This is a genomic window from Nonomuraea terrae, from assembly GCF_004348995.1.
Lineage (GTDB): Bacteria > Actinomycetota > Actinomycetes > Streptosporangiales > Streptosporangiaceae > Nonomuraea > Nonomuraea terrae.
This window is the reverse complement of sequence record NZ_SMKQ01000233.1, coordinates 1-13,567: the sequence shown is the minus strand read 5'-3', so window position 1 is coordinate 13,567 and position 13,567 is coordinate 1. Positions and strand designations below refer to the sequence as shown.

At 71.2% G+C, this 13,567-nt stretch carries 13 protein-coding genes and 1 pseudogene; 6 read left to right on the top strand and 8 right to left on the bottom strand.

The genetic code is table 11. The features are described from left to right. The 4 genes and pseudogenes from E1286_RS40685 to E1286_RS50900 form a co-directional block, all read right to left on the bottom strand. A partial coding sequence (locus tag E1286_RS40685; RefSeq protein WP_165970139.1) for a GntR family transcriptional regulator occupies positions 1-338 on the bottom strand: 338 nt, incomplete at its 3' end. 45 nt (positions 339-383) lie between these two features. Continuing rightward, on the bottom strand, positions 384-1,508 hold the full coding sequence (locus E1286_RS40680) for a nitronate monooxygenase (RefSeq protein WP_132621624.1): 1,125 nt from the start codon (positions 1,506-1,508) through the stop codon (positions 384-386). Positions 1,509-1,552: 44 nt separating this feature from the next. Further along, positions 1,553-2,191: an acyltransferase gene (locus E1286_RS40675; protein ID WP_132621622.1), complete on the bottom strand. Its 639-nt coding sequence runs from the start codon at positions 2,189-2,191 to the stop codon at positions 1,553-1,555. A 301-nt stretch (positions 2,192-2,492) separates the two neighbouring features. Continuing rightward, positions 2,493-2,678, bottom strand: a pseudogene (locus E1286_RS50900) (tyrosine-type recombinase/integrase); the annotation flags it as partial. A 135-nt stretch (positions 2,679-2,813) separates the two neighbouring features. On the opposite strand from E1286_RS50900, the gene E1286_RS40665 reads away from it, so the two are divergent. Then, positions 2,814-3,518 (top strand): hypothetical protein, encoded by a 705-nt coding sequence (locus E1286_RS40665; protein ID WP_132621618.1) that lies wholly within the window; start codon positions 2,814-2,816, stop codon positions 3,516-3,518. Between the two features lie 285 nt (positions 3,519-3,803). On the opposite strand, the gene E1286_RS40660 is transcribed toward E1286_RS40665, so the two are convergent. Next, a complete protein-coding gene (locus tag E1286_RS40660) occupies positions 3,804-5,339 on the bottom strand; it encodes an IS1182 family transposase (RefSeq protein WP_246075593.1) in 1,536 nt (511 codons plus the stop codon). A 292-nt stretch (positions 5,340-5,631) separates the two neighbouring features. Between E1286_RS40660 and E1286_RS40655 the strand changes: the two genes are divergently transcribed. Further along, a complete protein-coding gene (locus E1286_RS40655; protein ID WP_132621614.1) occupies positions 5,632-6,654 on the top strand; it encodes a DUF4331 family protein in 1,023 nt (340 codons plus the stop codon). Positions 6,655-6,683: 29 nt separating this feature from the next. On the opposite strand, the gene E1286_RS50895 is transcribed toward E1286_RS40655, so the two are convergent. After that, entirely contained in the window at positions 6,684-7,079 is a 396-nt protein-coding gene (locus tag E1286_RS50895; RefSeq protein ID WP_132621612.1) for a PfkB family carbohydrate kinase, read from the bottom strand. A gap of 237 nt (positions 7,080-7,316) precedes the next feature. Between E1286_RS50895 and E1286_RS50890 the strand changes: the two genes are divergently transcribed. Continuing rightward, a complete protein-coding gene (locus E1286_RS50890) occupies positions 7,317-7,670 on the top strand; it encodes a class I SAM-dependent methyltransferase (protein ID WP_132621610.1) in 354 nt (117 codons plus the stop codon). A gap of 81 nt (positions 7,671-7,751) precedes the next feature. On the opposite strand, the gene E1286_RS40640 is transcribed toward E1286_RS50890, so the two are convergent. After that, positions 7,752-8,735 (bottom strand): NmrA/HSCARG family protein, encoded by a 984-nt coding sequence (locus E1286_RS40640; protein WP_223190862.1) that lies wholly within the window; start codon positions 8,733-8,735, stop codon positions 7,752-7,754. Between the two features lie 78 nt (positions 8,736-8,813). Here E1286_RS40640 and E1286_RS40635 point away from each other — a divergent pair, with 78 nt between their 5' ends. From E1286_RS40635 to E1286_RS40625, 3 genes are all read left to right on the top strand, one after another. Continuing rightward, positions 8,814-9,287, top strand: coding sequence for a MarR family winged helix-turn-helix transcriptional regulator (locus tag E1286_RS40635; protein WP_132621608.1), 474 nt, complete (start codon positions 8,814-8,816; stop codon positions 9,285-9,287). A gap of 165 nt (positions 9,288-9,452) precedes the next feature. Then, on the top strand, positions 9,453-9,701 hold the full coding sequence (locus E1286_RS40630; protein ID WP_132621606.1) for a hypothetical protein: 249 nt from the start codon (positions 9,453-9,455) through the stop codon (positions 9,699-9,701). Between the two features lie 849 nt (positions 9,702-10,550). Beyond that, complete coding sequence (locus tag E1286_RS40625; protein ID WP_132621604.1) at positions 10,551-10,808, top strand: hypothetical protein; 258 nt, start codon at positions 10,551-10,553, stop codon at positions 10,806-10,808. A gap of 455 nt (positions 10,809-11,263) precedes the next feature. On the opposite strand, the gene E1286_RS40620 is transcribed toward E1286_RS40625, so the two are convergent. Then, positions 11,264-13,387, bottom strand: a complete 2,124-nt coding sequence (locus E1286_RS40620) for a TerD family protein (protein ID WP_132621602.1) — start codon at positions 13,385-13,387, stop codon at positions 11,264-11,266. Between the last annotated feature and the right edge of the window lie 180 nt (positions 13,388-13,567).

The following is a 13,567-nucleotide window of genomic DNA, read 5'->3' as shown; positions in this document are numbered from 1 at the left end:
CGCAGGATCCGCGCCTCGGCCCGCAGGTGGGCGCGGCGCATCTGCTCGGTGAACCCGGCCAGACCCGTCAGGTCGCACTCGATGCGCGGCTCCGCCACGAACGCGCCGCCCGACCGGCCGAGCACCCGCAACAGCACACCATCCCGTTCCAGCGTGGCCAGGGCCTGCCGCAGCGTCATCCGGCTCACGCCGAGCTGCCCGGCCAGCTCCCGCTCGCCGGGCAGCCGGTCGCCCGGCGCCAGCTCGCCGTTGGAGATCGACTGCAGCAGCCACCGCTCGATCTGCACGTGAGCCGGTACGCCGGTGCCGCGCTCCAGCTCGGGCGGTGTCCCGACCACACGCGCATCGTAGCCCGGTATCACCCCTTTGCCTGATCCCCGGGGTCACTCCGACAGACGCCGCAGCCGTTCCACCGCGTCGCCGAACTCGCTGACCATGTCGTAGACGACCTCGCGCGCGGGACGCACCCGGTCGAGCTGGCCCACGACCTGGCCGACGAAGTAGTTGACCAGCTCCACCGCCCCCGCGTCGCCCTTCTCCGCCGCCGCGGCGATGCGCGCCATCGCCCCCTCGGCCACCAGCATCTGCAGCGGCATGCCCAGCGGCCCCGGGCTCTCCTGGCCGTAGTCCCACTCCTCCGTCCAGGCCGAGCGCAGCTGCCGGGCCGGCTTGCCCGTACGGGAGCGCGACCGCACGGTGTCCAGGGACGAGGCCGCCAGCAGCTTGCGCATGACCGCCGGTGGCGTCTCGGCCTCCTCGGTCGTCAGCCACACCGAGCCGCACCACACGCCCTCGGCGCCGAGCGCCATGGCCGCGGCCATCTGCCGCCCGGACGCGATCCCGCCCGCGGCCAGCACGGGGACCGGCGCGATCGCGTCCACGACCTGCGGCACCAGCACCATCGTGGAGACCTCGCCGGTGTGGCCGCCCGCCTCGCCGCCCTGCGCCACGACGATGTCCGCGCCGGCCGCCACCTGCCGGCGCGCGTGCTCGACCGTGCCGACCAGCGCGGCCACCGGCACGCCCGCCTCCCTGGCCTTGGCCACCATCTCGGGCGGCGGCGGCCCCAGGGCGCTGGCGATCAGCCCGATGCGGTGCCGGAGCGCCACGTCGATGAGGCTCGTCGCGCCCGCCGCGGTCACCCGCCTGCCGAACTCGTCCGCCACGGCGGTCAGCGGCCGTCCCGTGGCGCTGACGCCGTACTTGGCCAGCAGGTGGGTGACGAAGTCGCGGTGCCGGTCGGGGACGGCGTCCATCAGGTGGACGCCCCGGTCGTGCGCGGAGGGGTCGACCTTGCCCGGCACGAGCACGTCCACGCCGTACGGCCGGCCGCCCACCCGCTCGTCGAGCCAGCTCAGCTCCGTGTCGAGCCGCTCGGGCGAGTACGCGACCGCGCCCAGCACCCCGAACCCGCCCGCGTTCGTGACGGCGGCCACCACGTCGCGGCAGTGGCTGAAGGCGAACAGCGGCAGCTCGATGCCCAGGCGCTCACAGATGGGAGTGCGCATGAACAGACGCTAGTCGCCAGAACAGGGTTCGGTCCATCCCCCGATCAGACGTCCAGCGAGACGGGGGAGTGCCAGCCCAGCTCGGGGGAGTAGCCGCGCACCCGCCGGGCCGGGACGCCGGCCACCACGCTGTGGTCGGGGAACTCGCCGCGCACCACCGCGCCGCCCGCCACCACGCACTGCCTGCCGAGCGTCGTGCCCGGCAGGATGATAGCGCCCGCGCCCAGCCACGAGCCCGAGCCGATCGAGACCGGGCTGTTGCGCGGCCACTGCCGGCCGATCGGCACGTCCGGGTCGTCGTAGACGTGGTTCTGGTCGGTGATGTAGACGTACGGCCCCGTGAAGACGTGGTCGCCGATGTCGATCGACTGGTGGGCCACGATGTGCGAGCCCCTGCCGATCGAGCAGCTCCCGCCGATCCGCAGGATCGAGCCGGGGCCCAGGTCGACCCCCGGGCCCATGCCGCAGGAGATCGACACGCGCTCGCCGATGAGCGTGTGGTCGCCGATCTCGATCCACGGCTCACCGAAGATCGCGCCAGGGGGAAAGGCGATGCTGACCCCGTCGCCGATCCGGCGGAAACGGTAACCCGCCGGGGTGGCCGGAGTGATCGCACCGGCGTGGCGGATCGCCGCGTAGGCACGGTGAATCAACGCGCCCAAAGCCCGCCGTACTACTGACATAGGGACCAAAGTTACCGCTAGTGACACGGTGCATCGCCCTCATGGTGGGTAGCGCCATTAATCGTTTTTGCGCGATATGCCCCATCTTGGAATCGGGCTGAGCTGCTTGAACCCGACACTCGTCGAGGGTGTTCTGAACACGTCAGGCAGACCGGTGGTAGCGCGGTGGTAGCAGCCCGCACATGATCAGGCATCCGTAGCCTCCTGCTCCGCATCGCCCTTCTCCACCAGCGTCAGAACTTGCTCCGCCGCCTCGTCGTGCAACGCCTGGCGCACGTGCGTGTACACGTCTTGCGTGATGCGCGCGCGAGTGCCCCAGCTGCGCGCTCACGATCTTGATGTCGAGACCGGCCTCGAGCCCGAGCGTCGCGGCGGTGTGCCGCGCCTCGTGCAGTCTGATCACCGGCAGGCCGGCGGCCTGAGCCAATGCCTTGAACCCCGGCGGACACCCGCTCGGGCGACACCGGCCGCCCGTCCGGCCGAGCATGGATCAGATCATGATCCTGATACGGGATCCCTGACGCCATGCGCGGGCGCTTCTGCTCGATCCTCCACTCGGCCGGCATCCGTGTTGTCTCCGCGTCCAGGCTCACCGTCCGCTTGCCGGCCACGGCTCTTGGGCGTGTCGATGATGATCTCGCCGCCCACCTCGCCCGGCGCCCGCTCGATGCTGTTCCCGGTCGACGATGCTCTCCTGGAGGAAGCCGACCCGGCGCAGCTCGCCGCCCAGCCGCGCCCCGTCCCGCTGGCGTACGTCGGCGACCAGTACGACCGTGACGACGCGTTCGACCGCTACTTCGCGCCCGCGGCAGCCCGTCTGCGTCACCGAGTGGCGGGCAAGTGGCACGACACCGGCCGCCGGCCCGGGGTGACGTTCGCCGGAAGAGTGCCGTTCAGCGCGGTGAGCCGGATCTACGCCGAATCCGTGGCCACGGTCCTGCTGCTCCCCGACAGGTACGCGGCCGCCGGCCGGCCTCTCCAAGGGTGCAAAGTGTTCGAGGCACACAACACCCCACGCGCCGCCTGGGGCGGGTTCGGCCCCTGCCTCACAGACGCCGGCGACTGCTCGGCGTGCCCCGTCCTCAACCGGTCCCGCCCGCGCCTGCACGCGTTCGGCGACCGGGTCCTCGTCCGCGAACTCGAGCGCGTCGACGGCGACGGCCGGGTTCTGCGCACCGAGTACCACCTGATGAACCGCCCCGAAGACGGGTGGGCGTCCCGCTCGTACGCGTGGACGCTCGCCGACCTGGCCCTCATCGACGGCTGGATCTACGACCGGCCCCACCACGACGAGCACAGCGCCGGCTTCTGGCTGCGCCGCCTCTGACCTGGCCCTCACCGCCGACGACTACCTGAACGCGCTGCGGACTGCCCACCCTCCGCCCTCGACACCGGCCGGGTGACCGACGTGCCCTGGGACACCGGCCATGCGCTCACGCGGGCTGGCGGTTCCGGAGGAACTGGTCGCGCGCCGGCTGTTCGACGATATGTGACCGCTCGGTGGTGAACTGCCCCATGGAGATCGACACGAGGAGTCTTGGGCCGGCGACACGCCTAGGAGCGTCCTGAAAATCTTGGTGGGCGGGTCGGCATGCGTCGGCCCGTCTGCTGGCTATGGAGTGGTCGCATCGAGGGCCCAGATGCCGCTGGTGTGGGTGAGTCCCAGGTTGATGAGGCGACGAAGGTTGAGAGCGGCGGCGCGATGGTGGAGCCAGCGGTCGTTGGCATGGGTGCCGCGGTAGGGCAGACGGCGGTTGCCGCGGGCGACCAGCCAGGCCACGGCGCGTTCGACCATGGGCCGCCAGCGCCGGTAGTCGTCCTGCCAGGCGGGGTCGGTGGCGGCTTGGTGGCGGGCGGCGGCCTGCAGATCGTGGTGCGGGCGGATGGTCACGATGCGGCCGGTCGTGGCGGTGGTGCAGCGATCGTGCAAGGGGCAGGTGGCGCATAATCCGGTGAAGGTGGCGCGGCGTTGCTGGTAGCGGCCTGACGGGGCGGCGAGCGGAACGGTGTGCCCGGCGGGGCAGGTGACCGTGCCGGCGCCGTTGTCGATGACGAAGTCGTCCAGGGTGAACCCGCCGGGCACGGCAGGCTTACGCGCGGGTGGCTTGATCAGCAGCCGGTGCCCGGCGTTGGTGAGGGTGGCGCGCAGCTCGGCGGCGGCGTAGGCGGCATCGGCCAGGATCTGCAGCGGTCCCCGCTCGTCGGCGAGCAGGTCAGGAGCAACGGCGGCCTCGTGGTGGGCGGCACCGGCGCCGGGACGTAGCGCGACCGCGGTGAACAGTCCGGTCTCCGGCTCGACGGCCAGGTGGGCCTTGTAGCCGTCGTCACGCTGCCGGCCGCTCTTGTGAATGTGGCGGGCCTCGGGATCGACGGTGGAGATGACCCGATCGGGCGCGGTGCGGCGAGCGATCCGCCACCGTCCATCGGTGCCATCCGAACCGTCGGCGGGCTCGACGTCCTGGCCGGCGACCACCGCCAGCAGGCCGACCGCGTGATCGGCCACCTCGTCCAGATCCCGGCCACTCAGGTGGTCCAACAGGGTGAGCGCGTCGGTGACCAGCCCGCTCACCAGAGCGGTCCTGGCCTCCTCATCGTCCCAGGCGATCTTCGGCTTGCCGGGATCGGCGTAGTCGTGGGCATGGCAGTGCGCCGCCACCAGCGCGGCGGCCCCAGGCACCTGGCGGGCCACCCGGCGGATCGCGGCGATCAGCTGGGTGATGGTGTCTTGAGTGGCGACCGCATCCAGCAGCACCGCCGAATCCAGCGCCCGCCGAGTCCGGCCCGCCAGCACCCCGGTCTGCTCCACCACGGTGCGGACGGCCTGGAAGATCCGGTCCGGATGCGACGAGCGAGCCAGCCGACGCCGGAAATACGTCAGCAGCGACGGATCAAACCCCTGGTCATACAGTCCCAGCCCGCAGGCGGCCTTCCAACGCAGATCGAACCGTAGCGCCGCCACCGCTTCCTCATCGGACAATCCATGCAGCGCCTGCAGCACCACCACCGACGCCAGCAGACCCGGCGGAACCGACGGACGCCCGTTGACCGGCGCATACATATCCGCGAACGACTCCGGCGGGAACAACACCCGCCGATGTTCGGCCAGGAACGCGAACACGCTCCCGGCCGGAATCAACTCCCGGCACACGACCCACACCTCAGGCCCGGCCGCAACCCTCCGACGGCCCATCATGACCCGAGTCTGAAGTCCTGAGCCCCGTCTGGCCAGACCGCCAAGATCTTCAGGACGCTCCTAGGGCGTATGCAGGTTCCTACGATTCGTTTGCTCTGGTGCACGGCGCGCAGTCGCGCATGGGGCTGATGATGCCAGACGCACTCCCTAGAAAAGACTTTACGGACACGCTCGCCGCGCCACCGCACAAGACGCGTGGCTGGGGTAGGGGGCGCGGCCAGGGGAAACGCACAGAGGGGGACGTGCCATGTCCCATCACCTTGATACGCCGCTGGCGGGACAGAACGGCCAGCTCTACCTCGACGATCTCTACGTCTTCTCCGGCAGCGACAGCACCGTCTTCGTCATGGACGTCAACAGCGACATCACGGGGGTGTACGCGGAGCCGGGCTTCCACCCGGAGGCACGCTACGAGTTCAAGGTGCACATCGACGGGGCCGAGTTCGAGGAGCTGACCTATCGGGCGTCCTTCGGCGAAGCGGACCCAGGCGGACGGCAGCCGCTGAAGCTGCATGCCCTCACCGGCGACGCGGCGCGCCAGGACGCCCCCACCGGCGAACTGCTGCTGGAGGGCTGGACCGGTGAGGCGGCCGACGGAGGTGACGTCCGGATGTGGGCCGGACGCGTCGGCGACTCCTTCTACATCGACCTGTCGCTCCTGAGCATCGTCAACGCGGCCGTGAAGAACGGCACCGCCGTCGACCTGTCGGGGTGGCGCCCCGAAGCCGCACGCAACAGCTTCGCCGACACGACCGTCGAGTCGATCGTGCTGGAGGTCTCGCACCGGCACGCGCGGCTGCGGCCCGGTAGCCGTATCGGCGTCTGGTCCGCTACGAAGCTGGCGACGGACGCGGGCGGCTGGCGGCAGATCAACCGCGCCGGCCATCCCATGATGTGGCCGATCTTCTGGCCGGATGACACGGATTTCTCCGACCCGGCCAACACCCGGCATCCGTCCGAAGACGTCCAGGCCGTCGGCAAGCATACGGCGGGCCTGGTGGCCGCAGTCGTCGCCGCCAGCGGGACGGCCCACGACGCCCAGGGCTACGGCGAGGCGGTGGCCCGGCGGCTGTTTCCCGACGTCCTGCCCTACGTCGTCGGTACGCCCGCGACGTACGGCTTCGCCGGGTTCAACGGCCGGGCAATGGCCGACAACGCGCCCGAGGTCATGCTGTCGCTCGTCGCCGGTACGGCCGTACCTTCCGGGCTCACGCCGTCCGTGTCCGAGCAACTGCGGCACGGCGAGTTCCCGTATGTCATGCCGGTATGAGCCCTGGTGATCGGGAAGAGTCGCGATGGTCAGAGCTGCGGGAAGCCGTGCCCGATCTCGGATTCGTCTCCGAGCTGCCACGCCCAGGGCGGGTTGGCGCCCGCGACCGAGCACGTCAGCGCCGCCACCCGGACCGCGAAGGAAGCCGCCGCCACGGCGATCTCCAGCTCCAGGCCGTCGAGACGCCCTCCGAGCAGGCCCTCCGCCCCGAGCCGGGCAGGAGCCCGGCGGTGAACGCGTTCCCCGGCCCCGACCGTGTCCACGACCTCCACCCGCGGCGCCGGCACCTCCGCCCGCTCACCGTCCAGGGACACCAGCGCACCCTCCGCCCCCAGGGTGACGACGATCAGGCGGGCGCCGGCGGCGTGCCAGGTGTCGCAGGCGTACTCCGCCGGCACGCCGGGCAGCACTTCGTTGCGGCTCATACGCACGCTCCGGTATGCGGGCCACGATGTTGGTGAGGTCGTGGAAGCCGGGCGGCGGCGTGGGCGCGGCCGAGGCGGCGGGGCTGGGGGCGAACCAGTCGCGGGGCTTGCCAGCGGCCGCGGCCGTCCCGCGGAGGTAACCGGATCATCGACCTGTGCGCGGGCACCGGCCGCCTCGCCTGGTGGTGCCGTGACAAAGGGAATCGGAGGTGGGAGAACCTGCCGCCGCGCGAGCTGGTGTGCGTCGAGAGCAACGAGCTGTACGTGGAGGTGGGCCGCCGTGTCCTGCCCGAAGCCACCTGGATCGTCGGCGACGTCTTCGACGTGTCCAGCATGGGGCTCGGCATGTTCGACTGCGCCATCTCCAAGCCTCCGTCCGGCTGCACGCCCCGCGGCCGGGTCGGGCCCCGCTACCGTGGCCAGCACCGGCCGGCTCTTGGGGTGGCGTTCGCCGTGCCGGGAAGCAGGGGCGAGGCTCGCGGCGGCGGCGGCGGTCGCCGCGAGTCCCATGCGATGGAGCTTGTTCATCTCGTCCCTTCTGAGGCGTGGCCGCCGTGCGCTTGGGATGCGGCCGCCGGTTCGTCCCTGTAGGCAGGGCAGCTCCCGATCTTGTGGCACGGCTCCGCGGCGTTACCCGGGGGCGACCACGCGCGGGGAGGGGACGGGTGCCGGTCAGCGCGGGATGGTGTCGCGGTGGGCGGCCAGCCACGTGTCGAAAGACTGCAGCCTCGGGTTGAGCTCGCGCAGCAGCTCGAAGTCGATGAGCTCGGCGATGTCCGGGGCGGCCGCGATCAGGTACTGGAGCATGTTGCCGACCTCGCCCGCGCCCGGGAACCCCGCGGCCCGGATCATGTCGGGGCTGACCGCCCGGTAGGTGACGGGCTCGCCGAGCGCCAGGCTCAGCGCGGCGGCGTACTGCGCGCCGGTGAGCACGGACCCGGCGACGTTCACCCGCCTGCCGGCCATCCCGATCCCGTGGCGGAAGATCCCCAGCGCGGTCCTGCCGACGTCCTCCGCGGCCTGCGCGGCCACCCGCGCCTCGCCGAACCCGAGCGGCAGCACCAGCGCGCCCGTCTCGTCACGCCGGGGCGCGAACATGCCCCGGAACGCCTCGTAGTAGACGTTCGCCTGCAGGAAGGTGGTGGGCACGCCCGACTCCAGGAAGAACCGGTCGGCCTCGGCCTTGCCGTCGGCGTGCGGCACCTTATACGAGCCCTCGAAGCTCGGCGTCCCGTCGCCCGGCCAGAAGTAGCCGCGGGTGTCGGACAGCGTGGACCAGACGAAATGCCGTACGCCGGCCTCCTGCCCCGCCCGCGCCGCGTTGCCGGCCTGCTCCCGCTCCTTGGCGGTCGCGGGCCGCACCCGCTCCTCCTCGGGCGTGCGAGGCTCCCAGAAGTTGGTCACCACGAAGGCGCCGTGGGCGCCGTCGAACGCCTTGCGCAGGCTGCCCTCGTCGTCGAGATCGGCCCCGACGACCTCGGCCCCGAGCGCGGCCAGCTCCCTGGCCCGCGCCGAACCCGGGTCCCGGGTCAGAGCCCGCGCGGCGAACCGCCCACTGCGGTCGTCGAGGATCGCGCGGACCAGCCCGCCCCCTTGCGCTCCGGTCGCGCCCACTACTGCGATGATCTGCTGCTCGCTCACAGAGACACCCCTCACGTTTTCAGGTTGATGTATCAACCCGGCCCACCATACAGCGCCAGGTTGATACGTCAAGCAACAGGTAGAGTGGGCGTCATGGGATGGGAACAGGAACTCGGCGAGGCCGACCGAATGTGGCGCACGTACATCGAAATGGCCAAGCATCTCGGCTCGCACCTGCAGCAGCACCTGCAGCGCGAGTGCGACCTGTCCGCGGCCGACTTCGAGGTCCTGGTCCGGCTCACGGAGTCGGAGCGGCGGGAGATGCCCGTCGCGGAGGTGGCCGCCGCGACCCAGTGGGAGAAGAGCCGCCTGTCCCACCAGCTCACCCGGATGGCGCAACGCGGGCTGGTCGAGCGAGTGGACTCCGACGACCGCCGCTACCCCGACGTGCGGCTCACCGACAAGGGCTACGCGGCGATCAACAAGGCAGTCCCCGAGCACACCGAGATGGTTCACGCACTGTTCGTCGACGTGCTGGGGCCCGAGCGGCTGGCCGGCTTCGCGCAGGCCTGCGCCGACGTGCTCCGCGCACTCGACGAGCACCGGGAGCGGGACTGCTCGTTGTGATCATGCTCCCGCGCCGCGGAAAGCACCCCTTGGGTGTGGCGAAAAACGGAGATCATTCGTGCCCCGATCACCCCTGCTCCCCTGGGAGGTCGCGTTGGCCGCCGCAGCAGATCCGACCGGGACGTTCATCAGGCCGAGTACGGGGTCTACTACGTCCGCGGCTGCGTGGGACTGTTCGGCGGATACGGCTTCGGCCTCGCCGAGCTGGCCTCGCCCCTGCTGGGGGACGCCTACGGCCTCGCCGGCCTGGCGGTCCAGTGGGGCGTGCCCGCGATCCTCGTTCTCGCGGGCCTGCTCATGTCGGCCACCACCGGCAATGGGGCCGTCATCGGGAATCACTGCGGCAGGAGGTCACCACCCGTGGCCGAGTGGATCCGCGAGCGGCTCGCCGCGTGGACCGTGGGCCTCGTATGACGCTCGCGGCCGTTCCGCCCGCACCCGCACAGCCCTCGCCGGCCCGGTCCGGGACCGGCGTGCACGCCACCGCCCGCATCCGCGCCGGCAACACCACCGTCCTGCCTGTGCTCGCCGGCGACGGCCCCTTCGACCTGCGGCGCTCTCCCTGTCCGGCCAGGTCGTTGATGATCTGGGCTTGCTGTGTCACACCGCCTTGGGCGGGCGGTCGCGGCGGTACTGGTCGAGGCGGTACTGGTCGAGGCGGACGACGCGCTGCCGGGCCGACGTGGCCGGAGGCGACGAGCAGTTCCGTGATCCGCATCGACAGGCGAGCGTTTTCCTCGAGGAGCCGCTGGAGTTCCGTGACGGGAATCGTGACGACGGCCTGTGGCATCATGGGCGCTGTTTTCTCTCGCTTTGTGCGACGTGAGTAACGAGGGCGGCCCAGATTCAGGCGGATTGGGCCGCCTTCGGCGTTTCACTGGGGGTGCCGAGGTCAGAGGGCGAGCTCGGTTGCCGGTGGCGTGGCCCGCAGCGGGTTCGGCGAATACGCGAACGCGCGTCCCATATATGGCGGCGCCGAGCAGGACGCTTACGTTCCGGCGCGGTGGAGGGGGCCGCGATCGTTGTCGGCTGCCGGTGGTTGAGGCCAAGAATTGGCGCCTGTTCGAGGAGTCGGACATGCACCGGACATTCGCCCAACAATAAGCGCCAAAGGCTCTGCTGCAGCTTGCACCGCGGTGATGGTGCCGACGATTCTCAAGGGACGGCAGCGGACCAAAAGCGGCTGATCAACACGGGCTGACACCGAGCTGCAAATGCCGCAACGAATCTCCGCATTACCCCCAGAGGGAAAGGACCGACCCTATGCGTAACGCGAAACGGGCGATCGCCATCGCAAGCATCGCCATCTCCGGGGCAGTCGTTGCCCTGACGAGTCCAGCCCACGCGAACGCCACGGCGTCCTCGGCCTCAGTAACGGCAATGGGCTGGAAGTACCACGGCTATTACCCCGACCTGGGCACCTGCAACTACTGGAGGTACGCCGTCAAGGCGGCAGGAGGAGATGTCGGGTCGTGCTGGGACACCGGCTCCAGTAACTGGGTCTTTGCCGAGTGGGTGTGATCCTGCCAGGTCTTACTCGCTACTCCATTAGCGGCGCGGGGCTTCTGGCGCAGTAGCCGCTCCTGCGCCGCCGTGACTCCAGGTTCGATTCCCCCGCTTGCATCCCTTGCATCGGTGGCGGCTCGCCGCGCACCCGTGAAGGCGTCTGGTTATGTCGCCCTTTGCGACAGGGTAGGGCGCACCCCGCTCTATGGGAGCGCTGGGGGAGCAGGCGGGGGGAGGAGCAGCCCGGACCGCCGCGCTGTGCGGCGCGGCGCTTTCCCGGCCTGGTGGCGAGGAAAGCTCGGCGGCTAGATGCCTAGCAGGCTTACAGGCCTGCCTGGAGTTGAACCAGGAGAAGGAAGCCGCCGAATGGCCTCACGACCAGAAACGCAAGGAAAGCGGAAGAACTAGAGATTCTTTACCAAAGAAGGATGAGAAGGAAGCTCTCCCATAGCCTCGCGATCCGCACCTTATCAGGCGGGGATCAGCTCGTGCAGAGTCGCCGGCGTGTACACCCGCGACCCGTCCGGCAGGCCGGCCGGCGCCTGCAGCCCGATGTACGTGGTGTGCCCTGCCGGCGAACTCTTGGCCTGCAGCAGGCCGGCCAGGTACCGGACCCGCAGCTGCTCGCGTTCGACGATCGACCGCACCAGCAGCGAGGTCGTGACCCGGTTGCCCTCCACCTGGTTGAAGTTCGGGTGCCCCTTCAGGTACAGGTGCAGCCACTTCACCCGCCACGCGCCGTCGTCGCCGCGCAGGAACGCCAGCGGCAGCGCGACCCGGCCGGCGCCGCGCAGGTCGGACTTCATCCGCACGGTGCGAGGCTCGAACGGCAGCCCCTCCTGCCCGGCGTCCCTGGTCATGTAGCCGAAGAACGCCTCGGCCGCCTCGTCGAACGCCTCGCCGGCGTAGATGTTGACCTGCGGGATGATGATCCGCCGGGTCGCCTGGGCGAGACGGATGTTGATGAGCTCGCTCGCGCCGCCGGCCGCGTCGGTGAGGTCGCCCGAGTATTCGGCGAAGCCGTTGCGGTAGCTCGTCCACGACACGTGCTCGGCGTCGCCGTACGTGTCGTCCAGCATCAGGGCCGACAGGTCGTAGTCGGTGCGCCGCCCGGCCTGACGCCAGTAGACGAAGAAGCGCAGCAGCTCGCCGTCGACGCGCGCCTGCGAGCCGCGCGGCAGCATGCCGAGCCCCGGCGCGGCGGCCTTGCCGGACAGCGGCAGCGCCACGTCGAGCACGTTCGCGTCGACGACCAGCTCGCCGGGGTCGGGCAGCCGCCGGGTGATCTCCTCGTCGAGGACGGCCGCCGCCCGCGCCACGACGTCGTCCCCGAGCGGCGGGCGGGCGTCGGCCGCCGCCCACGCGCGGCTGTGCCGGTTGGCGAAGACGCGGCCGACGGCGGGGACGGCCCGGTTCTGCAGGTGCTCGCGCAGCGACAGCAGCACCCGGCCGGAGGCCTGCGCCGCCGCCTCCTCCATGGCGTCGAGCACGGCCGACGGCGACTCGCCGGTCCGCAGCAGGTGGTCGAGACGGCGCAGCAGCGCGCCAGGTGTCTTCTCCAGCAGCCGGACGGCGTCGCCGGCGCGGCCGGCCAGCAGAGCCGCCTCGACCCGGCCGTTGAGGCTGCGCGCGCGGCGATCGCCTCGGGCGACGTCGAACACCTGGGCGGCGGCCGGGAACTGCGGGTACTCGTGCGGGTGCAGCCGCTCGCCGAGCCGTTTCCACTGCTCACGGTGGCGCGGCACGTCGCCGAGCTTGGCCGGGGACGCGACCGCGTCCAGCGCCTGCAGCAGGGCGCGGCGCTCGGCCCGCCGGAACGATCGGAAGCGGGTGGCGGTGGCCAGGGTGACGTCACCGCCGGACGCGCCGCACGCGACCCGCAGCACGTCGGTCACCGTGTCGACGATCAGCGGCCGGCCCGCGGCCAGGCGCAGCTCGTTGACGATGGCGCGGTTCTCCCGCACCGGGATGTGCTCCGGCTCGTCGGCGCACGACGCGGCCAGCGTCCGCAGGGCGTCCAGGTCTTCGGCGGCGAGCGGCACCTGCGAGCCCGCCAGCGACATGAACAGCTCCCGCGCCTCCGACTCCAGGCTGCCGCCGAGCTCCAGCACGGTCACCCGGTCGCCGGCCAGCGGCATCAGCTCGGCGTGCGCGGCGAGCAGGTCGGCGTAGGTGTGCTGGTAGCGGCCGTAACGGGGCAGCGCGAGCAGGTTGAGCGTCGACGGCTGCACGCGCTCGGCGGCCACCGGGTCGAGCAGCGCCTCCCGCAGCAGCACCGCCCAGAACTCGACGGTGTCGGGCACGTTGCGCGGGAAGTCGACGAAGTACGTGTTGTGCTGGACGTGGTCGCCGGCCAGGCGGCGGACGGCGGCCAGCACGCGCACGCCGAGGTCGACGACGGTCTCGCCGGGCAGCCTCGCCAGGCGTTCGAGGAGGGCCGCCGAGCACTTGAAGCCGGCGCTCAGCAGGGTGGCGTCGAGCTGGCGGGCGGCCACCTCTCCCCAGCCCTGGCCGGGGACGGCGGGGGAGCCGGGTACGTCGCTGATGGGGACACGCAGCCGCCGGGCGATGACGAGGCTTTCAAGATTGTCCACTGCGGAACCTTATAGGTGCCGTGTCCTGTGTTCCCGCGCGTTTCCCGACGCGGCCGTCAGGGCTCCGGGGAGCGGTGGCGGCGGCGCGCTCGTCGGCTGGGTGGCGACTCAGTGGCGGCTGGGTGAGCATGCAGTGCGCCCACCGCTAGGACACCGGGGGAGTGGGCAGGGTGCCAGGCG

Bases quoted from the DNA above. Each gene is read 5' to 3' on its own strand.
- E1286_RS40680 (WP_132621624.1), bottom strand. From the start codon at position 1,508: ATGCGCACTCCCATCTGTGAGCGCCTGGGCATCGAGCTGCCGCTGTTC.
- E1286_RS40675 (WP_132621622.1), bottom strand. From the start codon at position 2,191: ATGTCAGTAGTACGGCGGGCTTTGGGCGCGTTGATTCACCGTGCCTAC.
- E1286_RS40655 (WP_132621614.1), top strand. From the start codon at position 5,632: ATGTCCCATCACCTTGATACGCCGCTGGCGGGACAGAACGGCCAGCTC.
- E1286_RS50895 (WP_132621612.1), bottom strand. From the start codon at position 7,079: ATGAGCCGCAACGAAGTGCTGCCCGGCGTGCCGGCGGAGTACGCCTGC.
- E1286_RS40635 (WP_132621608.1), top strand. From the start codon at position 8,814: ATGGGATGGGAACAGGAACTCGGCGAGGCCGACCGAATGTGGCGCACG.
- E1286_RS40625 (WP_132621604.1), top strand. From the start codon at position 10,551: ATGCGTAACGCGAAACGGGCGATCGCCATCGCAAGCATCGCCATCTCC.